The following is a 25,472-nucleotide window of genomic DNA, read 5'->3' as shown; positions in this document are numbered from 1 at the left end:
TTTTCAGGCTTCAACAATTGGTGCACGCCAGGTGAATTCGTCCTACCATCACCGAGTGCCCGTACTCGGCGAACTTGGAACTGCGACGTCGAGCCAGCTGTCCGGCATCGCGCCGTCGGTCATGGTTCCGCTGGGGTCGACCGAGCAGCACGGTCCACACCTGCCGCTGGACACCGATACCCGGATCGCGACGGCGGTCGCCCGCGGCGCCCGAGCCCGCCTCGGCGACGAGTGGCTGGTGGCGCCGGCCATCGCCTACGGCGCGAGCGGCGAGCACCAGAGCTTCGCCGGGACGATTTCGCTCGGCACCGAGGCGTTGACGCTGCTGCTGGTCGAGTACGGCAGGTCGGCGGCCACGTGGGCCCGGCGCCTGGTCTTCGTCAACGGCCACGGCGGCAACGTCGCCGCGCTGGACGCCGCGGTGGCCAGGCTGCGCGCCGAGGGCCGCGACGCGGGATGGTGCCCCTGTGTGGCCCCCGGCGCCGACGCGCACGCCGGGCATACCGAAACATCGGTGTTGCTGCATATCTCGCCGGCCGATGTGCGGACCGACCGGTGGCTGGCCGGAAACACCGCACCGTTGCCCGAGTTGCTCGGTTCGATGCGCCGCGGGGGAGTCGCGGCGGTCAGCCCGGTCGGCGTGCTGGGCGACCCGACCACCGCCACCGCCGCCGAGGGTGAGCGCATCGTCGCCGGGATGGTCGACGAGTGTGTTCGTCGCGTCGCCCGGTGGGGGCCGGGGCCGGACGGGATGCTGGCATGACCGCGTCGGCGACGCGGCTGCCCGACGGCTTCGCCGTCCAGGTCGACCGCCGCGTGCGGGTGCTCGGCGACGGCTCGGCCCTGCTGGGCGGTTCGCCGACCCGGCTGCTGAAGCTGGCGCCGGCCGCCCAGGACTTGCTCTGCGACGGCCGGCTCAAGGTGCGCGACGACGTCAGCGCCCAGCTCGCCCGCACCCTGCTGGACGCCACGGTGGCGCACCCCCGGCCCGCGGGCGGCCCGTCGCACCACGACGTCACCGTGGTAATCCCGGTGCGCAACAACCTTTCTGGCGTGCGGCGCCTGGTGAGCGCGCTGCGCGGTCTGCGTGTCGTCGTGGTGGACGACGGCTCGTCCCGCCCCGTCGAGCCCGAAGACTTCGTCGGCGCGCACTGCGACATCGAGGTGTTGCGCCACCACCGCAGCAAGGGCCCGGGGGCGGCCCGCAACAGCGGGCTGGCGGCCTGCCGGACGGACTTCGTGGCGTTCCTGGATTCCGACGTGGCGCCGCGCCGGGGCTGGCTGGAAGCCCTGCTCGGTCACTTCTGCGACCCGACCGTCGGCCTGGTGGCCCCGCGGATCGTCGGCCTGTCGCACAGCGAGAACGTGGTGGCCCGCTACGAGGCGGTGCACTCCTCGCTGGACCTCGGTGAGCGCGAAGCCCCGGTGTTGCCCCACAGCACCGTGTCCTACGTCCCGAGCGCGGCGATCATCTGCCGGTGCTCGGCCATCCGGGAGGTCGGCGGGTTCGACGAGACGTTGCAGTCCGGCGAGGACGTCGACCTGTGCTGGCGGCTGATCGAGTCGGGTGCCCGGCTGCGTTACGAGCCGATCGCGCTGGTCGCCCACGACCACCGCACCGAACTACGGGATTGGCTTGCGCGCAAAGCGTTTTACGGCGGCTCGGCGGCCCCGCTGTCGGTGCGCCACCCGGACAAGACGGCGCCGGTGGTGATCTCCGGCTGGGCGCTGACCACGTGGATCCTGATGGCGTTCGGGTCCACGCTGTCGCGGCTGGCGTCCATCCTGCTGGCCGTCCTGACGGGTCGGCGGATCGCGCGGGCGATGCGCAGCGCGGAGACGTCGATGACCGATGTGGTGACGATCGCGGGCCGTGGCCTGTGGTCGGCGGCGCTGCAGCTGGCGTCGGCGCTGTGCCGGCACTACTGGCCGCTGGCGTTGGTGGCCGCGACCATGTCGCGGCATTTCCGGCGGGTGGTGGTGGTCGCGGCCGTCATGGACGGGGTGGCCGACTGGCTCCGCCGCCGCGACGCCATCGGCGATGACGTCGAACCGATCGGGCTGCCGACCTACCTGGTGCTCAAGCGCGTCGACGACCTGGCGTACGGGCTCGGGTTGTGGTGGGGTGTGCTGCGGGAGCGCAACGTGCGAGCCCTGAAGCCCCAGATCCGGAGTTAGCCAGCGCCTTGACCGCAGCCGTCTCGCACAGCGATGTGTTGATCGTCGGCGCCGGCAGCGCTGGATCGGTTGTCGCGGAACGCCTTTCCGCCGATCCTGGCCGCACGGTGACCGTCCTCGAGGCGGGCCCCGCCCTCGACGATCCGGGCCTGCTCGCGCGGACCGCCAACGGTCTGCAGTTGCCGATCGGCGTCGGCAGCCCGCTGGTCCGGCGCTATCAGACCCGTCTGACCGAGGAACCCGCGCGGCAGCACCCCATCGTGCGCGGGGCCACGGTGGGCGGATCGGGAGCGATCAACGGCGGCTACTTCTGCCGCGGGTTGCCCCGCGACTTCGACCGCCTCGGCCTGCCGGGCTGGGGATGGTCCGACGTGCTGGACAGCTTCCGCGCCATCGAGACCGACCTGGACTTCGACGGTCCCGCCCACGGCGACAGCGGCCCCATTCTCGTGCGTCGCACCCACGAAATGACCGGCACCACACAGCGTTTCATCACCGCCGCGGAGAGCGCGGGATTCGGCTGGATCGCTGACCTCAATGACGTTGCGGCGGAGCCGGTTTCCGGGATAGGCGCCGTCCCGCTCAATATCGTCGACGGTGTGCGCCGGGGTTCCGGCGCCGGGTACCTGATCCCGGCGCTGAGCCGGCCGAACCTGCGCCTGCACGCGCGGACCCGGGTGGCGCGGTTGCGTTTCGACGGGACCGTCGCGGTGGGGGTGGACGCGATCGGGGCGCACGGCCACGCCACGTTCACGGCCGACCGGATCGTCTTGTGCGGCGGCGCCATCGAAACCGCGCATCTCCTCATGCTCTCGGGCATCGGCGAAGCCGGCATGCTGGCCGCCGCCGGGGTGCCGGTGGTCGCGGCGCTGCCGGTCGGGGCTTCGTTCAGCGATCACGCCGAGTGGGTCCTGCCCACCGACTGGACGGTGGCCCCCGGGCGGCCGGTGCTCGAGGTGGTGCTCAGCACGGCCGACGGCCTCGAGATCAGGCCGTACACCGGTGGATTCGTGGCGATGACCGGCGACGGCACCGCCGGGCACGCCGACTGGCCGCACATCGGGGTGGCGCTCATGCAACCACGCGCGCGGGGCCGCATCACGCTGGTCTCGGCCGATCCCGACGCGGAGCCGCGCATCGAGCACCGCTACGACAGCGAGCCCGGCGACGTCGCCGCCCTGCGCCGGGGCAGCGAATTGGCCCGCGAATTGGCGGGCAGTGCAATCGGTTCCGCGTCAGCCGTCTGGTCTACGTCGCAACACCTGTGCGGCACCGCGCCGATGGGCGTCGACGGGGACCCGCGGGCCGTCGTCGACCCCCGGTGCCGGGTCCACGGCATCGACAACCTGTGGGTGATCGACGGCTCGATCCTGCCCGCGATCACCAGCCGCGGTCCGCACGCCACGATCGTGATGATCGGGCACCGGGCCGCGGAATTCGTTCGGTGACGCCCGGCGGCGATCGCTCCGGCGGCGGCAGACACCGGGGGTTTCGACCCGATAGTCTCGCTCTCAGACAGGAGGTGGTCGCCATTACCGCGGGGACGACCGATCCGCGCCCAGCGAGGTCGCGGGCTAGGCTGCTGGACGCCGCCGTCACGCTGCTGCGCGCCGGGGGCCCCAGCGCGGTGACGGTCGACGCGGTCACCCGCACCGCCAACGTGGCACGGGCGACGCTGTACCGCCACTTCCCGAGCGGAAACGACTTGCTGGCAGCGGCTTTCAACAGCCTGATACCGGCGTCCCCGACCCCGCCGGCCGAGGGGTCGTTGCGTGACCGCCTGGTCGCGGTGGTGCTGGCCCAGGCCGAATCCGTGGCCCACGCGCCCACCGTCATGACGGCCATGTCCTGGCTGGCGCTGGGGCGTGACCTGGAGGGGCTGCCCGAACCCCGGCGCAGCGGCAACGCCGACAGCGCGGCGATCACCACCCTGCGCGAGCGGATCGCGCAGCAGTACGCGGAGCCGTTCGACGCGATCTTCGACAGCCCGGAGGCCGCCGAGTTGGGCGAGGTGGACCGATCCCGGGCGATCGCCCTGCTCATCGGCCCGCTGGTGCTCGGCCGCCTGTCCACCCTGCCCGATTTCGACTACCGCGAATGCGCGCTGGCGGCGGTCGACGGCTTCCTGCATGTCCAGGCCAATCGGGCTGACGTGGCGAACACAGAACAGGCGGGTGCTTGAGACCACCCACGAACGTGGTCCGGTGTGCTCATGGGCACTGGTCTCGGCCTTGGCATCGGCCACCTGTGGGCCTCTGACCTGCGCGTTAGCGCCGCGTCGTGACCCCGGCCGGGGCGGGTGCGGGGGATTCGGCCCGAGATCCTGCCCGAATTTTGCTCGGGCCCCGATCTAGGGCATACTGTTCAGGTTGCCTTGAGCCGGGTTTGCGCCTGGTCGGGCATACGACCAGCGTCCAAACGGGCGCGTCCGGTCCCATCCTTTGAGAGCGACGAATTTCGATCGTGAAATCGGCGCGCCGAGGCTGTGGGAGGGTGACACACCCGACCGCGGGGGCCGGTGGACCACGACAGGTAAACAGCGGCGCACTATCCGGCGCAACGCTCGATCGGCCAACAACGGCCGGCCCGATCGGCGCGCCGGTGGCACTGAGGACATGGATTATTTGAGCCCGGGTAACGGGGCTCAACGGGAGCGAGGGTAGGAGAAGCGTGGCGGGACAGAAGATCCGCATCAGGCTTAAGGCCTACGACCACGAGGCTATCGACGCGTCGGCGCGCAAGATCGTCGAGACCGTCGTCCGCACGGGTGCCAGCGTCGTAGGGCCGGTGCCGCTGCCGACCGAGAAGAATGTGTATTGCGTCATCCGCTCACCGCACAAGTACAAGGACTCGCGGGAGCACTTCGAGATGCGCACGCACAAGCGGCTGATCGACATCCTCGACCCGACGCCGAAGACGGTTGACGCGCTGATGCGCATCGACCTTCCGGCCAGTGTCGACGTCAATATCCAGTAGGGAGTTACAGAGCAATGGCGCGTAAGGGCATTCTCGGTACCAAGCTGGGCATGACGCAGGTATTCGACGAGAACAACAGGATTGTGCCGGTGACGGTCGTCAAGGCCGGGCCGAACGTGGTGACCCGCATCCGCACGCCGGAGCAGGACGGCTACAGCGCCGTGCAGCTGGCGTACGGCGAGATCAGTCCGCGCAAGGTCAACAAGCCGGTGACCGGTCAGTACGCGGCCGCGGGCGTCAACCCGCGCCGGTTTCTGGCCGAGCTGCGGCTGGACAACCCGGACGCGGCCGCCGAATACCAGGTCGGCCAGGAGCTGACGGCCGAGATCTTCAGCGACGGCAGTTACGTCGACGTGACCGGCACCTCCAAGGGAAAGGGCTTCGCCGGCACCATGAAGCGCCACGGCTTCCGTGGTCAGGGCGCCAGTCACGGCGCCCAGGCGGTGCACCGTCGCCCGGGTTCCATCGGTGGTTGCGCCACCCCCGCCCGCGTGTTCAAGGGCACCCGGATGGCGGGCCGGATGGGTAACGACCGGGTGACCGTCCAAAACCTGTTGGTGCACAAGGTCGATACCGAGAACGGCGTGCTGCTGATCAAGGGTGCGGTCCCCGGCCGCACCGGTGGACTCGTGGTGGTCCGCAGCGCGGTCAAACGAGGTGAGAAGTGATGGCAGCACAAGGTTCCAAGACGCTCAAGATCGACGTCAAGACACCGGCCGGCAAGGTCGACGGCTCGATCGAGTTGCCGGCCGAATTGTTCGACGCCCCGGCCAATATCGCGCTGATGCACCAGGTCGTCACCGCGCAGCGCGCGGCGGCGCGCCAGGGCACGCACTCGACCAAGACGCGCGGCGACGTCAGTGGCGGTGGCCGCAAGCCGTACCGGCAGAAGGGAACCGGCCGCGCCCGGCAGGGTTCCACGCGGGCCCCGCAGTTCACCGGTGGTGGCGTCGTGCACGGCCCCAAGCCGCGTGACTACAGCCAGCGCACGCCCAAGAAGATGATCGCCGCGGCATTGCGCGGTGCGCTGTCCGACCGGGCGCGCAACGGGCGCATCCACGCGATCACCGAAATTGTCGCGGGCCAAACCCCGTCGACAAAGGACGCCAAGGCGTTCTTGAGCACGCTGACCGACCGCAAGCAGGTGCTGGTCGTGATCGGACGCAGCGACGAAGCCGGCGCCAAGAGCGTGCGCAACCTGCCCGGTGTGCACATTCTGACGCCCGGCCAGCTCAACACCTATGACGTGCTTCGCTCCGACGACGTGGTGTTCAGCGTGGAGGCCCTCAACGCCTACATCAGCGCCAACACCGGTACCCCCGAGGAGGTTTCGGCCTGATGGCGACCGTCACTGACCCCCGCGACATCATTCTGGCCCCGGTCATCTCGGAGAAGTCCTATTCGCTCCTCGATGACAACGTGTACACGTTCGTGGTGCACCCCGATTCGAACAAGACGCAGATCAAGATCGCCATCGAGAAGATCTTCTCCGTCAAGGTCGCATCGGTGAACACCGCAAACAGGCAGGGTAAGCGGAAGCGCACCAGGACCGGATTCGGCAAGCGCAAGAGCACCAAGCGGGCCATCGTCACGCTGGCGCCGGGTAGCAAGCCGATCGATCTGTTCGGGGCACCGGCCTAGCCGCCGCGAGAGGAAGACCTGATTAGACATGGCAATTCGTAAGTACAAGCCGACGAGCCCAGGCCGTCGCGGCGCAAGCGTGTCCGACTTCTCCGAGGTCACTCGTTCCACCCCGGAGAAGTCGTTGGTACGGCCGCTGCACGGTCACGGCGGGCGTAACGCGCACGGCCGCATCACCACCCGCCACAAGGGTGGCGGCCACAAGCGCGCCTACCGGGTGATCGACTTCCGTCGCAACGACAAGGACGGCGTCAACGCCAAGGTCGCCCACATCGAATACGACCCCAACCGCACCGCCAACATCGCGTTGCTGCACTTCCTGGACGGCGAGAAGCGCTACATCATTGCGCCGCAGGGACTTTCGCAAGGCGACGTGGTGGAGACGGGTCCGAACGCGGACATCAAGCCGGGCAACAACTTGCCGTTGCGCAATATCCCGGCCGGTACCGTGATCCACGCCGTGGAACTGCGGCCGGGCGGTGGCGCCAAGCTGGCGCGGTCGGCCGGCGCGAGCATTCAGTTGCTCGGTAAGGAGGGCACCTACGCGTCGCTGCGTATGCCCAGCGGTGAGATCCGCCGCGTCGACGTGCGCTGCCGCGCCACCGTCGGCGAGGTGGGCAACGCCGAGCAGGCGAACATCAACTGGGGCAAGGCCGGCCGCATGCGGTGGAAGGGCAAGCGCCCTTCGGTCCGTGGTGTGGTCATGAACCCGGTGGATCACCCGCACGGTGGTGGTGAGGGCAAGACCTCCGGTGGTCGCCACCCGGTGAGCCCGTGGGGCAAGCCCGAGGGCCGCACCCGCCATCCCAATAAGGCCAGCAACAAGCTCATCGTGCGACGCCGGCGTACCGGCAAGAAGCACGGTCGCTGAGGAAGCCCAGGACCAGGAGTAGTCAGCACATGCCACGCAGCCTGAAGAAGGGCCCGTTCGTCGACGGCCACCTGCTCAAAAAGGTGGACGCGCAGAACGAGAAGAACACCAAACAGGTGATCAAGACATGGTCGCGCCGTTCGACGATCATTCCTGACTTCATCGGCCACACCTTCGCGGTCCACGACGGACGCAAGCACGTCCCGGTGTTCGTCACCGAGTCGATGGTCGGTCACAAGCTTGGTGAATTCGCGCCCACTCGCACCTTCAAGGGACACATCAAGGACGACCGGAAGGCCAAACGGCGATGACCACAACTGAATTTCCGTCGGCGGTGGCCAAAGCACGCTTCGTGCGGGTGTCGCCGAGGAAGGCGCGTCGGGTGATCGACCTGGTGCGCGGCCGCTCGGTGACCGACGCGCTGGACATCTTGCGCTGGGCGCCGCAGGCCGCCAGTGAGCCGGTGGCCAAGGTGATCGCCAGCGCCGCCGCCAACGCGCAGAACAACAACGGGCTGGACCCGTCGACCCTGGTGGTCGCCACCGTCTACGCCGACGAGGGCCCGACAGCCAAGCGCATCCGCCCGCGCGCCCAGGGCCGCGCGTTCCGGATTCGCAAGCGCACCAGCCACATCACGGTCGTGGTGGAGAGCCGCCCGGCGAAGGACCAGCGGTCGGCGAAGTCGACCCGGGCCCGTCGCGCCGAGGCCAGCAAGGCCGCCGCCAAGAAGGCGCCGGCCACCAAGGCGCCCGCCAAGAAGACCGCGGCAAAGGCGCCCGCGAAGAAGGCCGCACCGAAAGCCGAAGCCAAGACGTCTGAGACCTCTGACGCGAAGGGAGGCTCAGACTAGTGGGCCAGAAGATCAATCCGCACGGCTTCCGGCTGGGCATCACGACCGACTGGAAGTCACGCTGGTACGCCGACAAGCAGTACTCGGACTACGTCAAGGAAGACGTCGCGATCCGCCGGCTGCTGTCGACGGGCCTGGAGCGGGCCGGGATCGCCGACGTGGAGATCGAGCGCACCCGCGACCGCGTCCGGGTGGACATCCACACCGCGCGTCCGGGCATCGTCATCGGCCGTCGCGGCACCGAAGCCGACCGGATCCGTGCCGACCTGGAGAAGCTGACCGGCAAGCAGGTGCAGCTCAACATCCTCGAAGTCAGAAACCCTGAGTCGCAAGCACAATTGGTGGCGCAGGGCGTCGCCGAGCAGCTGAGCAACCGGGTCGCGTTCCGTCGGGCGATGCGCAAGGCCATCCAGTCGGCGATGCGCCAGCCCAACGTCAAGGGCATCCGGGTGCAGTGCTCCGGCCGTCTCGGCGGCGCCGAGATGAGCCGCTCGGAGTTCTACCGCGAGGGCCGGGTGCCGCTGCACACGCTGCGCGCCGACATCGACTACGGCTTGTACGAGGCCAAGACCACCTTCGGCCGGATCGGTGTGAAGGTGTGGATTTACAAGGGCGACATCGTCGGTGGCAAGCGCGAATTGGCCGCCGCCGCTCCCGCGGGCGCCGAGCGTTCCCGCCGCGAACGTCCGTCGGGCACCCGCCCGCGCCGCAGTGGCGCGTCGGGCACCACGGCCACCAGCACGGAGGCCGGCCGGGCAGCCAGTGCCGAAGAGGGCGCTGCAAGCGCCGCGGCCGCCGCACCCGCTGCAGAACCGCAAAGCACGGAGAGCTGAATCATGTTGATTCCACGCAGAGTTAAACACCGCAAGCAGCACCACCCCCGCCAGCGCGGCATCGCCAGCGGCGGCACGGCGGTGAACTTCGGTGACTACGGCATCCAGGCTCTGGAGCACGCCTACGTCACCAACCGGCAGATCGAGTCCGCTCGTATCGCCATCAACCGGCACATCAAGCGTGGCGGCAAGGTGTGGATCAACGTGTTCCCCGACCGCCCGCTGACCAAGAAGCCCGCGGAAACCCGGATGGGTTCGGGTAAGGGTTCGCCGGAGTGGTGGGTGGTCAACGTCAAGCCGGGCCGGGTGCTGTTCGAGCTGAGCTACCCCAACGAGCAGATCGCCCGCGCCGCGCTCACCCGCGCGATCCACAAGTTGCCGATCAAGGCTCGCATCGTGACTCGAGAGGAACAGTTCTGATGGCAGTGGGAATTTCGCCGGGCGAACTGCGCGAGCTCACCGACGAGGAGCTGACCGAGCGGTTGCGCGAGTCCAAGGAAGAGCTGTTCAACCTGCGCTTCCAAATGGCGACCGGCCAGCTCACCAACAACCGCCGGCTCCGCACCGTGCGTCAGGAGATCGCGCGCGTCTACACCGTGCTGCGCGAACGAGAACTGGGCCTGGCTTCCGGGCCCGATGGTAAGGAATCGTGATGGCAGAAGCCAAGAAGGCCGCCCCCAAGAAGGCCGCCGCAGCCCAAGCCGCGTCGAAGGATAAGGGCCCCAAGAACACTCCGGCCAACCCGAAGGTGCGCGGCCGGCGCAAGGTGCGCATCGGTTACGTGGTCAGCGACAAGATGCAGAAGACCATCGTGGTCGAACTGGAAGACCGCGTGCGTCACCCGCTGTACGGCAAGATCATCCGGACCACCAAGAAGGTCAAGGCGCACGACGAGAACAGCGCCGCCGGGATCGGCGACCGCGTCTCGCTGATGGAAACGCGCCCGACGTCGGCGACCAAGCGCTGGCGGCTCGTCGAAATTCTGGAAAAGGCGAAGTAAGGCCTGGAGCGACGTCGAAACGCCCGGGACGTGATCGTCTCGGGCGTTTTGCTTGCCGAATGTAACGCCACTGCGAAAAAACGCGGAAAGTTCGCGGCCACGTTACGCTCGGCGCATGTCCACTGACTCGCGAGGCTTCCAAGGCAAGATCGAGCTCGATATCCGGGATTCCGAACCGGATTGGGGCCCGTATGCCGCGCCGACCGCGCCGCAGAACGCACCGAACGTCCTTTATCTGGTCTGGGATGACACGGGCATTGCGACCTGGGACTGCTTCGGCGGCTTGGTCGAGATGCCCGCCATGTCGCGTATCGCCGAGCGTGGCATCCGGCTTTCGCAGTTTCACACCACCGCGCTGTGTTCACCGACCCGGGCGTCGCTGCTCACCGGGCGCAACGCCACGACCGTGGGCATGGCCACCATCGAAGAGTTCACCGAGGGCTTCCCCAACGCCAACGGCCGCATCCCGTTCGACACGGCCCTGCTGTCCGAGGCTCTCGCCGAACAGGGATACAACACCTACTGCGTGGGCAAGTGGCACCTGACGCCGCTGGAAGAATCGAACCTGGCGTCGACGAAGCGGCACTGGCCGATCGCGCGGGGCTTCGAGCGGTTCTACGGGTTTCTGGGCGGCGAGACCGACCAGTGGTATCCAGACCTGGTGTACGACAACCACCCGGTGAGCCCGCCGGCAGCCCCGGAGGACGGCTACCACCTTTCGAAGGACCTCGCCGACAAGACGATCGAATTCATCCGCGATGCCAAAGTGATTGCGCCCGAGAAGCCTTGGTTCTCCTACGTGTGCCCCGGCGCCGGGCACGCGCCGCATCACGTCTTCAAAGAATGGGCCGACCGCTACGCCGGCCGCTTCGACATGGGCTACGAGCGCTACCGCGAGATCGTGCTGGAGCGGCAGAAGTCGATGGGAATCGTGCCGCCGGACACCGAATTGTCGCCGGTCAACCCGTATCTCGACGTGAAGGGGCCCGGCGGCGAGCCGTGGCCCCTGCAGGACACGGTGCGGCCCTGGGACTCGCTGGCCGACGACGAGAAGAAGCTGTTTTCCCGGATGGCCGAGGTGTTCGCCGGGTTCCTGAGCTACACCGACGCCCAGATCGGCCGGATCCTGGACTATCTCGAGGATTCCGGTCAGCTCGACAACACCATCATCGTGGTGATTTCCGACAACGGCGCCAGCGGCGAGGGCGGCCCGAACGGTTCGGTCAACGAGGGCAAGTTCTTCAACGGCTACATCGACACGGTCGAAGAAAGCATGAAGCTGTTCGAGCATCTCGGCGGCCCGCAGACCTACAACCACTACCCGATCGGGTGGGCGATGGCGTTCAACACGCCCTACAAGCTCTACAAGCGGTACGCCTCCCACGAGGGCGGTATCGCCGACAGCGCAATCATCTCCTGGCCCAACGGGATTGCCGCGCACGGCGAGGTCCGCGACAACTACGTCAACGTCTGCGATATCACGCCGACGGTCTACGACCTGCTCGGTCTGGCGCCGCCGCAAACCGTCAAGGGTATACCCCAGAAACCCCTGGACGGCGTGAGTTTCAAAGCGGCCCTTGCCGATCCGAAAGCCACCACCGGCAAGAGCACCCAGTTCTACACCATGCTGGGTACCCGAGGGATCTGGCACGAGGGCTGGTTCGCCAACACCGTGCATGCGGCCACACCGGCCGGCTGGTCGCATTTCGACGCCGACCGCTGGGAACTGTTCCACATCGAGGCCGACCGCAGCCAATGCCACGACCTCGCGGACGAAAAGCCGGAAAAACTCGAAGAACTCAAGGCGTTGTGGTTCTCGGAAGCCGCCAAGTACAACGGGCTGCCGCTGTCGGATTTCAACATTCTGGAGACCCTGGGGCGGTCGCGACCGTATCTGGTCGGCGACCGGGTCAGCTACATCTACTATCCCGATTGCGCGGATGTGAGCATCGGCGCCGCCGCCGAAATCCGCGGCCGGTCGTTCTCGGTGCTGGCCGAGGTGACCATCGATACCACCGGCGCCGAGGGTGTGCTGTTCAAGCAGGGCGGCGCGCACGGTGGGCATGTGTTGTTCATCCAGGACGGGCGGCTGCATTACGTGTACAACTTCCTCGGCGAGCGCCAGCAGGAGGTCTCCTCGGCGCAGGCCGTGCCGTTGGGCAGACATCTGTTCGGCGCCAGCTATTCGCGCACCGGAACGGTCGAAAACAGTCATACGCCGCTCGGTGACCTGACGCTGTTCATCGACGACGAGGTCGTCGGCACGCTCGCCGGGGTGACCACCCATCCCGGCACCTTCGGGCTGGCCGGTGCGGGCATCACGGTCGGCCGTAACGGCGGATCGGGTGTCTCCAGTCGCTTCAAGGTGCCGTTCGCGTTCACCGGCGGGACCATCGCCCAGGTCACCGTCGACCTGTCCGGCCGACCCTATCGGGACGTGGAAACCGAGATCGCGCTTGCCTTTTCGCGCGACTGACGGCGGCCGCGCGAGGCGCGCGCCGGCGATGCCCGGATCAGTCGAACAGAGTTCGTCCTACCCTGGACTGGTGCTGAGCGAACTGGTCGACCTCCCCGGCGGGTCATTCCGCATGGGCTCGACCAGCTTTTACCCCGAAGAGGCGCCGATCCATAGCGTCACGGTGGGTGCCCTCGCGGTGGAACGGCACCCGGTGACCAATGCGCAGTTCGCCGAATTCGTCGACGCCACCGGGTATGTGACGGTGGCCGAGCAACCGATCGACCCGGCGCTGTACCCCGGGGCGGATCCCGACGATCTGTGCCCGGGCGCAATGGTTTTCCGACCGACGCCGGGGCCGGTGGACCTGCGTGACTGGCGACAGTGGTGGCAGTGGGTGCCGGGCGCGAGCTGGCGTCATCCGTTCGGCCCCGACAGCGACGTGGCGGACCGCGGCGATCATCCGGTGGTGCAGGTCGCCTATCCCGACGCGGCCGCCTACGCGCGCTGGGCGGGGCGGCGGCTGCCGACCGAGGCCGAGTGGGAGTACGCGGCCCGCGCTGGGACGACGACGACGTACTCGTGGGGTGAGGAGCCCACCCGCGATGGCCGGCTGATGGCCAACACCTGGCAGGGCAGCTTCCCCTACCGCAATGACGGGGCGCTCGGCTGGGTGGGGACCTCGCCGGTCGGCACGTTTGCGCCCAATGCGTTCGGCCTCGTCGACATGATCGGCAACGTCTGGGAATGGACCGCCACCGAGTTCTCCCCGCATCACCGGCTCGATTCGCCGCCGAAGGCCTGCTGTACCCCGGCGGGCCGCGCCGATCCGTCCGTCAGCCAGGCGTTGAAGGGCGGCAGCCACCTGTGTGCGCCGGAGTACTGCCACCGATATCGCCCGGCGGCCCGGTCGCCGCAATCGCAGGACTCCGCGACCACCCACATCGGGTTTCGCTGCGTGGCGGATTCGCCGTCAGCCTAGTTGTCGGACGCGCGTGGCATACTCGAACACATGTTCGATGAGGCGCGGCGGCGTGCGGTGATCGCCGAGTTTGATGAGCTGATCGAGCGGTGTTATCCGTCGTCGACCCGGGAGTCGGTGGCGCTGCTGGAGTGGATCGGTGTGGCGGGGCGGGTGGAGAATCGGGCGGCCGCGGCGCAGTTGGTGGCGATCGGGGAGTTGTTTGCCTACCGGCTCTCACGGTGTGCGGAGACCGAGGGCTGGGCGGTGGATACCGAGGCGGCGGTGGCCGCGGAGGTGGGCGCGCAGTTGCGGATCGGCCACGGGTTGGCGGCGAGTCGGGTGCGTTATGCGCGGGCGATGCGGGAGCGGTTGCCGAAGGTGGGGGCGGTGTTTGCCGCCGGGGATATCGATTACCGGATGTTTCAGACGATCGTGTTCCGCACCGATCTGATCACCGACCGCGAGGTGCTGGGGGCGGTGGACGCGGCGTTGGCGGGCTGTGTGGGTCGGTGGCCGTCGCTGAGTCAGGGCCGGCTGGCCGCGGCGGTGGACAAGGTGGTCGCGCGCGCGGACGTCGATGCGGTGCGCCGGCGCCAGGAGCGTGCGGCGGGCCGCGAGGTGTGGATGGCCGACATGGGCGACGGGCTGGCGCATCTGGAGGGCACCCTGTACGCCCCGGACGCCCACGCCCTGGACAAACGGTTGGATGGGTTGGCGGCCACGGTGTGTGTACATGACCCGCGCAGCCGTGAGCAGCGCCGCGCTGATGCGTTGGGGGCGTTGGCCGCCGATGCCGATCGGTTGGGGTGTCGCTGCGGGCGCCCGGATTGTGCGGCGGGGGGTCGGGCCGCGGGCCCGGTGGTGATCCATGTGATCGGTGAGCAGGCCACCCTGGCCGGCACCGGCGCAACCCAGGGGTGCGAGGTGGGTGGCGAGGGATTGATCCCGCCCGAACTACTTGCCGAGTTGGCGGCCTCGGCCCGGCTGGTGCCGCTGACCCATCCCGGCGACGCCGCCCCGGAGGCGGGGTATGTGCCCTCGAAGGCGTTGGCCGATTTCGTGCGGTGTCGGGATCTGACGTGTCGCTGGCCCGGCTGTGATCGCCCGGCCACCGCCTGCGATGTGGACCATACGATCCCGTACACCGCCGGCGGTCCCACCCACGCGTCGAACCTCAAGGCTTTGTGCCGGACGCATCATTTGGTGAAAACGTTTTGGGGCTGGCGCGACCAGCAACTGCCCGACGGCACGCTGATCTGGACCTCCCCGGCGGGTCAAACCTATGTGAGCACCCCGGGCAGCGCCCTGCTGTTCCCCAGCCTGTGCGCACCCACCGGCGAGCTGCCCCCGCCGCCCGCGGCACCCCGACCCGAACTCTGCGCCGAGCGTGCCGCGATGATGCCCCAACGCCGCCGCACCCGCATCGCCACCGAACGCAAACACAACCGCGACGCCCGGCTGGCCCGGCGGCCCCCGTCGGCGACCTGCTCCTGGCCCGCCGTCTACGGTCCCGACGACGATCCGCCACCGTTTTAGGTGCGCAATCTCCTCATCTGGATCGCGTCCTGGCAGAATTTGGCTCTGAGCTGGTCGTCCCCTAGACTCTAGGGGTTGCCTTGGGCAGACCTCGGCCGGTGCGAATCGGCCCCGCGTGCCTTTCGGTGACAAAGACCGCGCACGTCAGGTTTTTTGGTGGGTCATGCCCGCCGAATGCCCACTCAGGTGGGTCTCCTGTCGTGCACACGCAACCAGGTCAGGAGATCGAGTGATTCAGCAGGAATCGCGGCTGAAGGTCGCCGACAACACCGGCGCCAAGGAGATCTTGTGCATCCGTGTGCTGGGCGGTTCGTCGCGACGCTACGCCGGCATCGGCGATGTCATCGTCGCCACCGTCAAGGACGCCATCCCCGGCGGCAACGTCAAGCGTGGGGATGTCGTCAAGGCCGTCGTGGTGCGCACGGTCAAGGAGCGCCGGCGTCCCGACGGCAGCTACATCAAATTCGACGAGAACGCCGCGGTGATCATCAAGCCCGACAACGACCCGCGCGGGACGCGCATCTTCGGGCCGGTCGGCCGCGAACTGCGCGAGAAGCGATTCATGAAGATCATCTCGCTGGCTCCGGAGGTTTTGTAGATGAAGGTCAAAAAGGACGACACCGTCCTGGTGATCGCGGGTAAGGACAAGGGCGCCAAGGGCAAGGTGCTGAAGGTCTACCCCGAGCGCAACCGGGTGCTGGTCGAGGGTGTCAACGCGATCAAGAAGCACACCGCGATTTCGACCAACCAGCGCGGAGCCCAGTCGGGCGGAATCGTCACCCAGGAAGCCCCGATCGACGCCTCCAACGTGATGGTGGTCGACTCGGACGGCAAGCCCACCCGTGTCGGCTACCGGGTCGACGAGGAGACCGGCAAGCGCGTCCGCATCTCCAAGCGCAACGGCAAGGACATCTGATGACTACTGCAGAAAAAGCGCAGCCGCGCCTGAAAGAGCGCTACCGCAACGAGATTCGCGATGCGTTGCACAAGGAATTCGGCTACGGCAACGTCATGCAGATCCCGACGGTGACCAAGGTCGTCGTCAACATGGGTGTCGGCGACGCCGCGCGGGACGCCAAGCTGATCAATGGCGCCGTCAGCGACCTGGCGCTGATCACAGGGCAACGGCCCGAGATCCGTCGCGCCCGCAAGTCCATCGCGCAGTTCAAACTGCGTGAGGGCATGCCGATCGGCGCGCGGGTCACCCTGCGCGGGGACCGGATGTGGGAGTTCCTCGACCGCCTCACCTCGATCGCGCTGCCCCGTATCCGCGACTTCCGCGGCCTTTCGCCCAAGCAGTTCGACGGTGTCGGCAACTACACGTTCGGGCTGGCCGAGCAGTCGGTGTTCCACGAGATCGACGTGGACAAGATCGACCGGGTCCGCGGCATGGACATCAACGTCGTCACCTCGGCGACGACCGACGAAGAAGGACGGGCGCTGTTGCGGGCCCTCGGCTTTCCCTTCAAGGAGAACTAAGCGATGGCAAAGAAGGCACTGGTCAACAAGGCCGCACGCAAGCCGAAGTTCGCGGTCCGCGGCTACACGCGCTGCAACAAGTGCGGCCGGCCCCGCGCGGTCTTCCGCAAATTCGGCCTGTGCAGGATCTGCCTGCGCGAGATGGCGCACGCGGGCGAGCTGCCCGGCGTGCAAAAGAGCAGCTGGTAACAGCCGAAACCCCCAGACCAACTCAGAAAAAGTGCGCGACAGGCCCGGACCGGGAACCACCGCGAGGAAGGTGACAGACACTGTCATGACTGCGACATCGACGATGCAGAGCGCAGCGATGAAGAGGAGTGGCGCTCGATGACTGCGACAGCGACGATGCAGAGCGCAGCGATGAAGAGGAGTGGCGCTCGATGACTATGACGGACCCGATCGCAGACTTCTTGACCCGTCTGCGCAACGCCAATTCGGCGTATCACGACGAGGTGACGTTGCCGCACTCGAAGCTCAAGGCCAACATCGCCCAGATCCTCAAGAGCGAGGGCTACATCAGCGACTACCGCACCGAGGATGCTCGGGTCGGCAAGTCGCTGATCGTTCAGCTCAAGTACGGGCCGAGCCGGGAGCGCAGCATCGCCGGTTTGCGCCGCGTGTCCAAGCCCGGTCTGCGGGTGTACGCGAAATCCACCAATCTGCCGCGCGTGCTCGGCGGCCTGGGTGTGGCGATCATCTCCACGTCCTCGGGTCTGCTCACCGACCGCCAGGCAGCCCGGCAGGGCGTGGGCGGCGAAGTCCTCGCGTACGTGTGGTGAGGGGGTAAGAGATGTCGCGTATTGGTAAGCAACCGGTTCCGGTTCCCGCCGGAGTCGACGTAACGATCGATGGCCAGAAGGTCTCGGTGAAGGGGCCCAAGGGCACCCTGGATTTGACCGTGGCCGAGCCGATCACCGTGGCGCGCAACGACGATGGCGCGATCGTGGTCACCCGCCCCAACGACGAGCGGCGCAACCGCTCGCTGCACGGGCTCTCGCGCACCCTGGTGTCCAACCTGGTCACCGGCGTGACGCAGGGCTACACCACCAAGATGGAGATCTTCGGCGTCGGTTACCGCGTGCAGCTCAAGGGCTCCAACCTCGAGTTCGCGCTGGGCTACAGCCACCCCGTGGTGATCGAGGCGCCGGACGGCATCACGTTCGCCGTGCAGTCGCCGACGAAGTTCACCATCACCGGGATCGACAAGCAGAAGGTCGGCCAGATCTCGGCGAACATCCGCCGTCTGCGTCGCCCCGACCCCTACAAGGGCAAGGGCGTGCGCTACGAGGGTGAGCAGATCCGCCGCAAGGTCGGAAAGACAGGTAAGTAATCATGGCGCAATCACAAGCTGGCACCGCCGCGCGAAAGCCGGTGGGGCAGAGCGTATCCGCGACCCGGCGCGTCTCTCGGCTGCGCAGGCACGCCCGGCTGCGCAAGAAGATCGAGGGCACCCCGCAGCGTCCCCGGCTGGTGGTCAACCGGTCCGCGCGACACATTCACGTGCAACTGGTCAACGACGAGAACGGGACCACTGTGGCCGCCGCGTCGTCGATCGAGGACGACGTGCGCAGCCTGCAGGGGGACAAGAAAGCCCGCAGCGTGCGGGTGGGCCAGCTGATCGCCGAGCGCGCCAAGGCCGCCGGCATCGACAGCGTGGTCTTCGACCGTGGCGGATACACCTACGGCGGACGGATCGCGGCGCTGGCCGATGCCGCACGCGAGAACGGATTGCAATTCTGATGACTGAGAACGTGTACACGACTGGAAGGACCGCATAATGGCGGAGCAGCCGGCCGGCGGACAAGGCGCCGGCGACAGCCGTGACTCGCGCGGTGACCGCGACAGCCGCGGTCGGCGCGGCGAGGGCGGTCGTGGCCGCGACCGCGACGGCGACAAGAGCAACTACCTGGAGCGGGTCGTCGCGATCAACCGCGTCTCCAAGGTGGTCAAGGGCGGCCGGCGATTCAGCTTCACCGCGCTGGTGATCGTCGGTGACGGCAACGGCATGGTCGGGGTCGGCTACGGCAAGGCCAAGGAAGTCCCCGCGGCCATCGCCAAGGGCGTCGAGGAGGCCCGTAAGGGCTTCTTCCGGGTGCCGCTGATCCGCGGGACCATCACGCACCCGGTGCAGGGTGAGGCGGCCGCCGGAGTGGTGCTGCTGCGCCCGGCCAGCCCGGGTACCGGTGTGATCGCCGGCGGCGCGGCCCGCGCCGTGCTGGAATGCGCTGGCGTGCACGACATCCTGGCCAAGTCGCTGGGCAGCGACAACGCCATCAACGTGGTGCACGCGACCGTCGCCGCGCTCAAGCTGCTGCAGCGCCCCGAGGAGGTCGCGGCTCGTCGCGGCCTGCCCATCGAGGACGTTGCCCCGGCCGGAATGCTCAAGGCGCGACGGGAAAGCGAAGCGCTGGCCAGTGCCGCGGCACGTGAGGCGCAGATTTCGGGGACCCAACCATGAGCAGTCAACTGAAGATCACCCAGGTGCGCAGCACCATCGGGGCCCGCTGGAAGCAGCGTGAGTCCCTGCGCACCCTGGGCCTGCGACGGATCCGCCACTCGGTGATCCGCGAGGACAACCCACAGACCCGCGGCCTGATCGCGGTGGTCAGCCACCTCGTCGAGGTGGAGCCGGCCGAGGCGAAGGCCGCCGGCACCGGAGGTAGCAAGAAATGACGATCAAGCTGCACGATCTCAAGCCCGCGCGCGGGTCGAAGACGGCCCGCACCCGCGTCGGTCGCGGTGAAGGCTCCAAGGGCAAGACCGCCGGCCGCGGCACCAAGGGCACCAAGGCGCGCAAGAACGTGCCGGCCACCTTCGAGGGTGGACAGATGCCGATCCACATGCGGCTGCCAAAGCTCAAGGGGTTCCGTAACCGGTTCCGCACCGAGTACGAGATCGTCAACGTCGGCGACCTCAATCGGCTTTTCCCGCAGGGTGGTTCGATCGGCGTGGACGAGCTGGTGGCCAAGGGCGCGGTTCGCAAGAACTCTCTGGTCAAGGTGCTCGGCGACGGCAAGCTGACCGTCAAGGTCGAGGTGACCGCGCACAAGTTCAGCGGCAGCGCACGCGAGAAGATCACCGCCGCCGGCGGTTCCGCCACCGAGCTGTAGGCCTCGCGCAACTACGTCAGCTGCGGAATCACTTCCGCGGCAAGGCGTTCCATCTGCTCGCGGTTCTCGCCGACCCCGGTGCCGACGGGATTCAGTAACAGCATCTGCGCCCCGGCGTCGATGACCTCACGCAGCCCGCGGGCCACGTCGTCGGGCGTGCCCGATACCGGCACGTCCTGCACGCCCGGCATCCGCCCGTAGATGCGGTCCAGCCCGGCGAGCACACGCTCCCGGGCCCTGCTGGCGTCGTCGTCAACCGTCAGGTAGACCCGCTTGGCGATGGTGAACCCGGCGGCGTCCTTACGCTGCGCGTCGAGCTCGCGGCGCACGACGCCGACGGCCCCGGCGAACGCCTCGGTGGTCGACGAGCCGGCGCCCAGGAACGAATCGCCGTGCCGCACGGCGCGGGCCAGCGCTTTGGGGGCCAGGCCCCCGAACCAGATCGGCGGGTGCGGCCGCTGCACCGGCTTGGGCGCAATGGGCAGGTCGTCGACCTCGCGGAACCGGCCGTGGAACGTCACCCGGGGCTCGTCGGACCAGGCGGCCTTCATCAGCTCCAGCCCCTCGGTGAAATACGAGATGAAGGTGTCCTTGTCCACGCCGAAGGCGGCGAATTTCCGCCGACCGCCACCGGGCGCGACACCCACGTCGAGGCGGCCGTGGCTGAGTCGGTCGACGGCCGTGATCGCCGAGGCCAACTGCAGCGGCTCGTGCAGCGACGTCACCAGCACGCCGACGCCCAGGCGCAGCCGCTCGGTGCAGGCGGCGCAATAGGCCAGCAGCTCGAGCGGGGCCAGCAGCGGCGCGGGTCCGATGATCTGTTCGAGCACCCAGCCGCCCTCGAAGCCGAGCTCCTCGGCGCGGGTGAGGAAGGACCGCAGGCCCGCGGCGTCGAAAGCCTCGCCGGAGCCGTCGTCGTCGAACTGCGGAATGGCGATGGAAAACCTCACCGGACCACCGTACGGTGGCCGCTCGGTAGTCTGCAGGCATGTTCGCTTTCCTGCCCTCGATACCCGGCTTGTCAAAAGGGGCGGACGACCTCCGCGCGCTGGCCGACCGGGTCGACACCGCCCGTCATCACGGCGTCCCCAACGGCTGCGTGCTCGAATTGGATTTGCGCTCGGTGCCGCCGGAGACGACGGGCTTCGACCCGCTGGCGATGATCACCGGGGGGAGCCGACAGGTATCGCTGCGCGACACGGTGTCCGCGATCTACCGGGCGGCCGAGGATCCGCGGGTCGCCGGGCTGATCGCCCGCGTGCAACTGACGGCATCGCCGTCGGCCGCGGTGCAGGAGCTGCGTGAGGCCATCGTCGCGTTCACCGCCGCCAAGCCGTCACTGGCCTGGGCCGAGACCTACCCGGGCACGCTCGGGTACTACCTGGCCTCGGCCTTCGGCGAGGTCTGGATGCAGCCCGCGGGAAGCGTCGCGCTGATCGGCTTCGCCAGCAACGCCACCTTTTTGCGCGACGCGTTCGACAAGGCCGGCATCGAGGCCGAAGTCGTCGCGCGCGGCGAATACAAGTCGGCGGCAAACCGTTTCACCGAGCACGGCTTCACCGAGGCCCACCGGGAGGCCGTCACCCGGATGCTCGAGAGCATCCGCGAACAGGTGTGGCAGGCGGTCGCGCAATCACGCAAGCTCGACGCTGCTGCCCTGGACGCCCTGGCCGACCGCGCGCCGCTGTTGCGCGAGGAGGCCGTGTCCTCGGGGCTGGTCGACCGGATCGGATTCCGTGACGAGGCCTACGCCCGTATCGCGGAACTGGTTGGGCCGCAAGACCATTCAGGAGACGATCCCGACGAGGACGAGCCACCCCGGCTCTATCTGTCGCGCTACGCCGGTGCGGCCCGGCCGCGGTTGATCCCGTCGGTGCCGTCGGTACCGGGTCGCCGACCCAAGCCGACGGTCGCCGTCATCAACGTCGACGGCACGATCGTCGACGGGCGTGGGGGACCCCAGTTCCTGCCGTTCGGCTCCTCCACCGTCGGCAGCGACACTATCGCGCCCGCGCTGCGGGAAGCCGCCGCCGACGATTCGGTGTCCGCGATCGTGGTGCGGGTCAACAGCCCCGGCGGCTCGGTCACCGCGTCGGAAACCCTGTGGCGCGAGGTGAAAAGGGCCCGCAAGCGCGGCAAGCCGGTGGTGGCGTCGATGGGGGCGGTCGCCGCCTCGGGCGGCTACTACATCGCGGTGGCGGCCGACGCGATCGTCGCCAGCCCGGCGACGATCACCGGGTCGATCGGCGTGCTCACCGGCAAGCTGGTGATCCGTGATCTGCTGGGGCGGTTGGGCGTCGGCTCGGACACCGTGCGCACCAACGCCAATGCCGACGCCTGGGCGATCGACACACCGTTCACGCCGGCGCAGCGCGCCCACCGGGAGGCCGAGGCCGACCTGCTCTACGCCGACTTCGTGGAGCGCGTCGCCGACGGCCGCAACCTGACCAGAGATGCCGTCGACCGGGTGGCGCGGGGCCGGGTCTGGACAGGCGCCGACGCGCTGGAGCGGGGCCTGGTCGACGAATTGGGCGGGTTCCGAACCGCGCTGCGTCGCGCGAAAATCCTTGCCGGACTGGACGAGGACGCCGACGTGCGCATCGTCACCTACCCGGGCGGCTCGCTGCTGGACATGCTTCGCCCCCGTGCGTCCTCGCAACCGGCCGCCGCATCGCTGCCCGACGCCTTGGGCGCGCTGCTGGGCCGCACCATCGGCGGCATCGTGGACAACGTCGAACGGTCCTTCAGCGGCGCCGGCGCGCTGTGGGTGGGGCCCTGGCGGCTCTAGGGTTTCAGCTAGCCGGCGAGCTTGCCGCTGATGAAGACGATCTCACCGAGCGGGTCGTCGTTCTCCGGGGCGGGCACGTCGAAGCCGCCGCGCTGGAAGAGCTCGGTGCGGGTGACGCCCTCGGCCCGCCACCCGGTGCTCGACAGGTAGTCGACGACGTGGTTGCGTTCGCCGGCGTAGACCAGTGACGCCATGTCGATGTCGACGCCGTGGTCCCGGAACGAGCCGGACATCTCCCGCACCTTCTCGGCGTCGAAATCCACGATGCCGGGCACGAATTCGGTGGCAATGGTGCTGCCGGGCGCGCTGAGCGCGGTGATGTTGTCGAACAGCCGGTCCTGCGCGTCCGGCGGCAGGTAGATCAGCAGGCCCTCGGCCAACCACGCCGTCGGTGCCGCCGTATCGAAGCCGGCGTCCTTCAGCGCGGTGGGCCAGTCCGCCCGCAGGTCGATGCCGACGGTGCGCCGATCGGCGGTCGGTTCGGCGCCGATGCCGGCCAGCGTCGTCGTCTTGAACTCGATCACCTGCGGCTGGTCGATCTCGTAGACCACCGTGCCGTCCGGCCACGGCAACCGGTAGGCGCGCGCGTCCAGGCCGGAAGCCAGGATCACCACCTGACGCACCCCGGTGCCGACGGCGTCCATGAAGTAGTCGTCGAAGTACTTGGTGCGCACCGTCATTCCGTCGATCATCGCCTGAATGCGCACCGTCGACGCGTTCTCGATCGCATCGATGTCGAGCTCGCCGTCCATCATCTTGGTGAAGAAATCCACGCCGACCGCGCGCACCAGCGGCTCGGCGAACGGATCGTTGATCAAGCCCCGCGGATCCTTCGTCGCCATCGCGCGCCCGGCCGCGACCATGGTCGCGGTGGCGCCGACGCTGGACGCCAGATCCCAGTTGTCGTCGTGAGTGCGTGGCATGCAAAGAACCTTACTTGAGCGTCGCGGCGACGTAGCTCAGGTCGCCGAAGGTGGCCGCCATCTCGTCTTCGGGATACTCAAACCCGTTGCGGACGTACAGCTCCCGGGCGGGATGCACGCTCACCTGCCAGCCGTGGCCGTTCAGGTAGTCGACGACGACGTTGCGCTCGCCCCGGTAGAACAGGTCGGCCGCGTTTAGGTTGAAGCCGAAGCGCTGCCACCGCTCGGAGATGCGGCGCAGGCGCTCGTCGGAGAACGCGTTGGGGTCGGGCACGTGTTCGGTCGCCACCCGGCTGCCCGGCGCGGACAGCGCGGTGATGTTGTCGAACAGCCGGTCCTGGGCTTCGGGCGGCAGGTAGGGCAGCAGCCCCTCGGCGCTCCACGCGGTCGGCTGGGTGACGTCAAAACCGCCCTCGCGCAAGGCCGCCGGCCAGTCGTCGCGCAGGTCGATGCTGATCGTGCGGCGCTGCGCGGTGGGGGCGGCGCCGAGGCTGGCCAGCGTGTCCGTCTTGAAGGCGATGACGTCGGGCTGGTCGATCTCGTAGACCACCGTGCCCGCCGGCCACCGCAGGCGGTAGGCCCTGGTGTCCAGGCCGGAAGCCAGGATCACCGCCTGCTTGATGCCCGCGTTCGTCGCGTCCAGGAAGAAGTCGTCGAAAAACCTGGTGCGCACCGTGATCTGCTCGGCCCGGGCCCTGCGGTTGAACAGCGGATCGTCCTCGAAGTCGATCTCGCCGTCGATGATCCGGATGAAGGGATCCAGCCCGACGGCGCGGACCAACTGCTCGGCCAGCGGATCGTCGAGCAGCGCATCGGGTCCCTTCGACGCCACCGCGCGGGAGGCGGCGACCATGGTTGCCGTCGCCCCCACGCTGTGTGCAGGTCCCCAGCTGTCGCCCTCGGCGCGCCCCTCACTCATAGGTGCCGCTCGTGTAGAGCATCTCGCCCATCCGCATGTCGTCGTCGCTGAGCGGGTCAAGCCCGTTGGCGGCGAACAGATCCCGGATGCTGGCGCTGTTCAGGCGCCACCCGTGAGCGGCCAGGTAGGGGGCCGCCTCGTTGCGCTCGCCGAAGTAGACCAGCCCCGCCATGTCGAGGTCGAAGCCGTGCGCTCGCCAGCGCTCGGAGATCGCCTGCATGCGCTCCTTGAGCTTCTCGTCGTCGCCGGGCTGCGGGTTGGGCGCGCTCTCGGTGGCCAGCCGGCTGCCCGGCGCGGACAGCTCGGTGATGGTGTCCAACAGGCGATCCTGGGCGTCCGGCGGCAGGTAGCCGAGCAGGCCCTCGGCGCTCCACGCCGTCGGCTGGGTCGGGTCGAATCCGGCATCCTTCAGCGCCGCGGGCCAGTCGTCGCGCAGGTCGACGGCCACCACGCGCCGCTCGGCGGTGGGGGCGGCGCCCAGCTCGGCCAGCGAGCGGGTCTTGAATTCGATGACCTGCGGCTGGTCCACCTCGTAGACCACCGTCCCGGCCGGCCAGGCGAGGCGGTAGGCGCGCGCGTCCAGCCCGGAGGCCAAAATCACCGCCTGCTTGATCCCGCCGTTCGTGGCGTCCAGAAAGAACTCGTCGAAGAACTTGGTGCGCACGGCCATGTTGTCGGCCATCCGCGACATCGCCCCGGCCGATCCCACAGTGCCGTCGTGGACGTCGTTCAGCTCGGCCGGGTCGAGCTCGCCGCTCGCCAGCCGGGAGAGCAGGTCGACCCCGACCAACTTGACCAGCGGCTCGGCGAACGGGTCGGTGATCAGCGGGCGCTCGGCGCGGGTCGCCATCGCGCGGGCCGCCGCGACCATGGTGGCGGTCACGCCGACGCTGGAGGCGAGGTCCCAGGTGTCGCCCTCGTACCTGGTGGAAGTCATGGTTGTGCCCCT

33 protein-coding genes are annotated in these 25,472 nt (G+C 68.5%); 29 read left to right on the top strand and 4 right to left on the bottom strand.

The features are described 5' to 3' along the window. Positions 1 to 31: 31 nt before the first annotated feature. The 28 genes from mftE to rplO all read left to right on the top strand — a co-directional run bounded on the left by mftE (position 32) and on the right by rplO (position 19,893). Positions 32 to 763: a mycofactocin biosynthesis peptidyl-dipeptidase MftE gene (gene mftE, locus AC0KS4_RS20825; RefSeq protein ID WP_238956831.1), complete on the top strand. Its 732-nt coding sequence runs from the start codon at positions 32 to 34 to the stop codon at positions 761 to 763. Further along, positions 760 to 2,178, top strand: coding sequence for a mycofactocin biosynthesis glycosyltransferase MftF (mftF, locus tag AC0KS4_RS20820; protein WP_238956830.1), 1,419 nt, complete (start codon positions 760 to 762; stop codon positions 2,176 to 2,178). The genes mftE and mftF overlap by 4 nt, the downstream gene beginning before the upstream one ends. An 8-nt stretch (positions 2,179 to 2,186) precedes the next feature. Continuing rightward, complete coding sequence (gene mftG / locus AC0KS4_RS20815) at positions 2,187 to 3,626, top strand: mycofactocin dehydrogenase MftG (protein ID WP_238956829.1); 1,440 nt, start codon at positions 2,187 to 2,189, stop codon at positions 3,624 to 3,626. A 134-nt stretch (positions 3,627 to 3,760) separates the two neighbouring features. After that, positions 3,761 to 4,360 carry a TetR/AcrR family transcriptional regulator gene (locus tag AC0KS4_RS20810; RefSeq protein ID WP_225330086.1) on the top strand — a complete coding sequence of 200 codons (600 nt, stop codon included), beginning with the start codon at positions 3,761 to 3,763 and terminating at the stop codon, positions 4,358 to 4,360. 488 nt (positions 4,361 to 4,848) lie between these two features. Next, positions 4,849 to 5,154, top strand: coding sequence for a 30S ribosomal protein S10 (gene rpsJ / locus AC0KS4_RS20805; RefSeq protein WP_003873519.1), 306 nt, complete (start codon positions 4,849 to 4,851; stop codon positions 5,152 to 5,154). A gap of 14 nt (positions 5,155 to 5,168) precedes the next feature. Further along, positions 5,169 to 5,822 (top strand): 50S ribosomal protein L3, encoded by a 654-nt coding sequence (gene rplC / locus AC0KS4_RS20800; protein ID WP_225330078.1) that lies wholly within the window; start codon positions 5,169 to 5,171, stop codon positions 5,820 to 5,822. Continuing rightward, positions 5,822 to 6,493 carry a 50S ribosomal protein L4 gene (gene rplD, locus AC0KS4_RS20795; protein ID WP_225330079.1) on the top strand — a complete coding sequence of 224 codons (672 nt, stop codon included), beginning with the start codon at positions 5,822 to 5,824 and terminating at the stop codon, positions 6,491 to 6,493. The genes rplC and rplD overlap by 1 nt, the downstream gene beginning before the upstream one ends. Further along, complete coding sequence (gene rplW / locus AC0KS4_RS20790; RefSeq protein ID WP_003873516.1) at positions 6,493 to 6,795, top strand: 50S ribosomal protein L23; 303 nt, start codon at positions 6,493 to 6,495, stop codon at positions 6,793 to 6,795. Before rplD ends, rplW begins: the two co-directional genes overlap by 1 nt. A gap of 28 nt (positions 6,796 to 6,823) precedes the next feature. Continuing rightward, positions 6,824 to 7,666 (top strand): 50S ribosomal protein L2, encoded by an 843-nt coding sequence (gene rplB, locus AC0KS4_RS20785; protein WP_008260807.1) that lies wholly within the window; start codon positions 6,824 to 6,826, stop codon positions 7,664 to 7,666. 29 nt (positions 7,667 to 7,695) lie between these two features. Then, on the top strand, positions 7,696 to 7,977 hold the full coding sequence (gene rpsS / locus AC0KS4_RS20780) for a 30S ribosomal protein S19 (protein WP_009957090.1): 282 nt from the start codon (positions 7,696 to 7,698) through the stop codon (positions 7,975 to 7,977). After that, positions 7,974 to 8,516 carry a 50S ribosomal protein L22 gene (rplV, locus tag AC0KS4_RS20775; protein WP_225330080.1) on the top strand — a complete coding sequence of 181 codons (543 nt, stop codon included), beginning with the start codon at positions 7,974 to 7,976 and terminating at the stop codon, positions 8,514 to 8,516. Before rpsS ends, rplV begins: the two co-directional genes overlap by 4 nt. Next, the gene (gene rpsC, locus AC0KS4_RS20770) at positions 8,516 to 9,349 is read left to right on the top strand and encodes a 30S ribosomal protein S3 (RefSeq protein ID WP_225330081.1); all 834 of its coding nucleotides are present in this window, start codon (positions 8,516 to 8,518) and stop codon (positions 9,347 to 9,349) included. The genes rplV and rpsC overlap by 1 nt, the downstream gene beginning before the upstream one ends. A 3-nt stretch (positions 9,350 to 9,352) precedes the next feature. Next, positions 9,353 to 9,769, top strand: a complete 417-nt coding sequence (gene rplP / locus AC0KS4_RS20765; RefSeq protein WP_068073415.1) for a 50S ribosomal protein L16 — start codon at positions 9,353 to 9,355, stop codon at positions 9,767 to 9,769. Further along, the gene (rpmC, locus tag AC0KS4_RS20760) at positions 9,769 to 10,002 is read left to right on the top strand and encodes a 50S ribosomal protein L29 (protein ID WP_008260802.1); all 234 of its coding nucleotides are present in this window, start codon (positions 9,769 to 9,771) and stop codon (positions 10,000 to 10,002) included. Before rplP ends, rpmC begins: the two co-directional genes overlap by 1 nt. Beyond that, positions 10,002 to 10,349, top strand: coding sequence for a 30S ribosomal protein S17 (gene rpsQ, locus AC0KS4_RS20755; RefSeq protein WP_225330082.1), 348 nt, complete (start codon positions 10,002 to 10,004; stop codon positions 10,347 to 10,349). Before rpmC ends, rpsQ begins: the two co-directional genes overlap by 1 nt. A gap of 115 nt (positions 10,350 to 10,464) precedes the next feature. After that, positions 10,465 to 12,825, top strand: a complete 2,361-nt coding sequence (locus AC0KS4_RS20750) for an arylsulfatase (RefSeq protein ID WP_238956828.1) — start codon at positions 10,465 to 10,467, stop codon at positions 12,823 to 12,825. A gap of 70 nt (positions 12,826 to 12,895) precedes the next feature. Further along, a complete protein-coding gene (locus AC0KS4_RS20745; protein WP_225330084.1) occupies positions 12,896 to 13,786 on the top strand; it encodes a formylglycine-generating enzyme family protein in 891 nt (296 codons plus the stop codon). A 30-nt stretch (positions 13,787 to 13,816) separates the two neighbouring features. Beyond that, positions 13,817 to 15,304, top strand: coding sequence for an HNH endonuclease signature motif containing protein (locus tag AC0KS4_RS20740; RefSeq protein WP_472408529.1), 1,488 nt, complete (start codon positions 13,817 to 13,819; stop codon positions 15,302 to 15,304). 229 nt (positions 15,305 to 15,533) lie between these two features. After that, a complete protein-coding gene (rplN, locus tag AC0KS4_RS20735; protein ID WP_003403649.1) occupies positions 15,534 to 15,902 on the top strand; it encodes a 50S ribosomal protein L14 in 369 nt (122 codons plus the stop codon). Continuing rightward, positions 15,903 to 16,220, top strand: a complete 318-nt coding sequence (gene rplX / locus AC0KS4_RS20730) for a 50S ribosomal protein L24 (RefSeq protein ID WP_008260626.1) — start codon at positions 15,903 to 15,905, stop codon at positions 16,218 to 16,220. Continuing rightward, positions 16,220 to 16,783, top strand: a complete 564-nt coding sequence (gene rplE / locus AC0KS4_RS20725) for a 50S ribosomal protein L5 (RefSeq protein ID WP_064937345.1) — start codon at positions 16,220 to 16,222, stop codon at positions 16,781 to 16,783. The genes rplX and rplE overlap by 1 nt, the downstream gene beginning before the upstream one ends. 3 nt (positions 16,784 to 16,786) lie before the next feature. Beyond that, a complete protein-coding gene (locus AC0KS4_RS20720) occupies positions 16,787 to 16,972 on the top strand; it encodes a type Z 30S ribosomal protein S14 (protein ID WP_003873499.1) in 186 nt (61 codons plus the stop codon). Between the two features lie 191 nt (positions 16,973 to 17,163). Further along, complete coding sequence (gene rpsH, locus AC0KS4_RS20715) at positions 17,164 to 17,562, top strand: 30S ribosomal protein S8 (RefSeq protein WP_008260619.1); 399 nt, start codon at positions 17,164 to 17,166, stop codon at positions 17,560 to 17,562. A gap of 11 nt (positions 17,563 to 17,573) precedes the next feature. Then, positions 17,574 to 18,113 (top strand): 50S ribosomal protein L6, encoded by a 540-nt coding sequence (gene rplF, locus AC0KS4_RS20710; RefSeq protein ID WP_008260611.1) that lies wholly within the window; start codon positions 17,574 to 17,576, stop codon positions 18,111 to 18,113. Positions 18,114 to 18,154: 41 nt separating this feature from the next. Further along, positions 18,155 to 18,523 (top strand): 50S ribosomal protein L18, encoded by a 369-nt coding sequence (gene rplR / locus AC0KS4_RS20705; RefSeq protein WP_008260609.1) that lies wholly within the window; start codon positions 18,155 to 18,157, stop codon positions 18,521 to 18,523. A 37-nt stretch (positions 18,524 to 18,560) separates the two neighbouring features. Then, complete coding sequence (gene rpsE / locus AC0KS4_RS20700) at positions 18,561 to 19,241, top strand: 30S ribosomal protein S5 (RefSeq protein WP_225328661.1); 681 nt, start codon at positions 18,561 to 18,563, stop codon at positions 19,239 to 19,241. Next, positions 19,238 to 19,456, top strand: coding sequence for a 50S ribosomal protein L30 (rpmD, locus tag AC0KS4_RS20695; protein ID WP_225328662.1), 219 nt, complete (start codon positions 19,238 to 19,240; stop codon positions 19,454 to 19,456). Before rpsE ends, rpmD begins: the two co-directional genes overlap by 4 nt. Beyond that, on the top strand, positions 19,453 to 19,893 hold the full coding sequence (rplO, locus tag AC0KS4_RS20690) for a 50S ribosomal protein L15 (RefSeq protein WP_225328663.1): 441 nt from the start codon (positions 19,453 to 19,455) through the stop codon (positions 19,891 to 19,893). Before rpmD ends, rplO begins: the two co-directional genes overlap by 4 nt. An 11-nt stretch (positions 19,894 to 19,904) precedes the next feature. Here the strand turns inward: rplO and AC0KS4_RS20685 are convergent, their stop codons facing one another. Next, positions 19,905 to 20,843: an LLM class flavin-dependent oxidoreductase gene (locus AC0KS4_RS20685; RefSeq protein ID WP_238956827.1), complete on the bottom strand. Its 939-nt coding sequence runs from the start codon at positions 20,841 to 20,843 to the stop codon at positions 19,905 to 19,907. A gap of 38 nt (positions 20,844 to 20,881) precedes the next feature. Here AC0KS4_RS20685 and sppA point away from each other — a divergent pair, with 38 nt between their 5' ends. Next, entirely contained in the window at positions 20,882 to 22,681 is a 1,800-nt protein-coding gene (sppA, locus tag AC0KS4_RS20680; protein WP_238956826.1) for a signal peptide peptidase SppA, read from the top strand. Between the two features lie 8 nt (positions 22,682 to 22,689). On the opposite strand, the gene AC0KS4_RS20675 is transcribed toward sppA, so the two are convergent. The 3 genes from AC0KS4_RS20675 to AC0KS4_RS20665 are packed head-to-tail and all read right to left on the bottom strand — an operon-like array spanning position 22,690 to position 25,460. Then, entirely contained in the window at positions 22,690 to 23,604 is a 915-nt protein-coding gene (locus AC0KS4_RS20675) for a class I SAM-dependent methyltransferase (protein ID WP_225328666.1), read from the bottom strand. A 10-nt stretch (positions 23,605 to 23,614) separates the two neighbouring features. Further along, positions 23,615 to 24,523, bottom strand: coding sequence for a class I SAM-dependent methyltransferase (locus AC0KS4_RS20670; RefSeq protein WP_238956825.1), 909 nt, complete (start codon positions 24,521 to 24,523; stop codon positions 23,615 to 23,617). Further along, positions 24,516 to 25,460, bottom strand: a complete 945-nt coding sequence (locus tag AC0KS4_RS20665) for a class I SAM-dependent methyltransferase (RefSeq protein ID WP_238956824.1) — start codon at positions 25,458 to 25,460, stop codon at positions 24,516 to 24,518. The genes AC0KS4_RS20670 and AC0KS4_RS20665 overlap by 8 nt, the downstream gene beginning before the upstream one ends. Positions 25,461 to 25,472 lie beyond the last annotated feature (12 nt).

Source organism: Mycobacterium sp. NTMscope_MAC_12 (assembly GCF_976985675.1).
Note: the sequence above shows the minus strand (reverse complement) of the source record. Positions and strands in the feature narration are given on the sequence as shown.

Coding starts and splice junctions, on each gene's coding strand:
- AC0KS4_RS20720 (WP_003873499.1), top strand. CDS start 16,787: ATGGCAAAGAAGGCACTGGTCAACAAGGCCGCACGCAAGCCGAAGTTC.
- rplB (WP_008260807.1), top strand. CDS start 6,824: ATGGCAATTCGTAAGTACAAGCCGACGAGCCCAGGCCGTCGCGGCGCA.
- rplV (WP_225330080.1), top strand. CDS start 7,974: ATGACCACAACTGAATTTCCGTCGGCGGTGGCCAAAGCACGCTTCGTG.
- AC0KS4_RS20740 (WP_472408529.1), top strand. CDS start 13,817: ATGTTCGATGAGGCGCGGCGGCGTGCGGTGATCGCCGAGTTTGATGAG.
- mftF (WP_238956830.1), top strand. CDS start 760: ATGACCGCGTCGGCGACGCGGCTGCCCGACGGCTTCGCCGTCCAGGTC.
- rpmD (WP_225328662.1), top strand. CDS start 19,238: ATGAGCAGTCAACTGAAGATCACCCAGGTGCGCAGCACCATCGGGGCC.
- rplO (WP_225328663.1), top strand. CDS start 19,453: ATGACGATCAAGCTGCACGATCTCAAGCCCGCGCGCGGGTCGAAGACG.
- rpsQ (WP_225330082.1), top strand. CDS start 10,002: ATGGCAGAAGCCAAGAAGGCCGCCCCCAAGAAGGCCGCCGCAGCCCAA.
- AC0KS4_RS20750 (WP_238956828.1), top strand. CDS start 10,465: ATGTCCACTGACTCGCGAGGCTTCCAAGGCAAGATCGAGCTCGATATC.
- rplC (WP_225330078.1), top strand. CDS start 5,169: ATGGCGCGTAAGGGCATTCTCGGTACCAAGCTGGGCATGACGCAGGTA.
- rpsS (WP_009957090.1), top strand. CDS start 7,696: ATGCCACGCAGCCTGAAGAAGGGCCCGTTCGTCGACGGCCACCTGCTC.
- rplD (WP_225330079.1), top strand. CDS start 5,822: ATGGCAGCACAAGGTTCCAAGACGCTCAAGATCGACGTCAAGACACCG.
- rplP (WP_068073415.1), top strand. CDS start 9,353: ATGTTGATTCCACGCAGAGTTAAACACCGCAAGCAGCACCACCCCCGC.
- AC0KS4_RS20670 (WP_238956825.1), bottom strand. CDS start 24,523: ATGAGTGAGGGGCGCGCCGAGGGCGACAGCTGGGGACCTGCACACAGC.
- rplE (WP_064937345.1), top strand. CDS start 16,220: ATGACTACTGCAGAAAAAGCGCAGCCGCGCCTGAAAGAGCGCTACCGC.
- rplW (WP_003873516.1), top strand. CDS start 6,493: ATGGCGACCGTCACTGACCCCCGCGACATCATTCTGGCCCCGGTCATC.
- rplX (WP_008260626.1), top strand. CDS start 15,903: ATGAAGGTCAAAAAGGACGACACCGTCCTGGTGATCGCGGGTAAGGAC.
- rpmC (WP_008260802.1), top strand. CDS start 9,769: ATGGCAGTGGGAATTTCGCCGGGCGAACTGCGCGAGCTCACCGACGAG.
- rpsE (WP_225328661.1), top strand. CDS start 18,561: ATGGCGGAGCAGCCGGCCGGCGGACAAGGCGCCGGCGACAGCCGTGAC.
- rpsH (WP_008260619.1), top strand. CDS start 17,164: ATGACTATGACGGACCCGATCGCAGACTTCTTGACCCGTCTGCGCAAC.
- rplF (WP_008260611.1), top strand. CDS start 17,574: ATGTCGCGTATTGGTAAGCAACCGGTTCCGGTTCCCGCCGGAGTCGAC.
- AC0KS4_RS20665 (WP_238956824.1), bottom strand. CDS start 25,460: ATGACTTCCACCAGGTACGAGGGCGACACCTGGGACCTCGCCTCCAGC.
- sppA (WP_238956826.1), top strand. CDS start 20,882: ATGTTCGCTTTCCTGCCCTCGATACCCGGCTTGTCAAAAGGGGCGGAC.
- AC0KS4_RS20675 (WP_225328666.1), bottom strand. CDS start 23,604: ATGCCACGCACTCACGACGACAACTGGGATCTGGCGTCCAGCGTCGGC.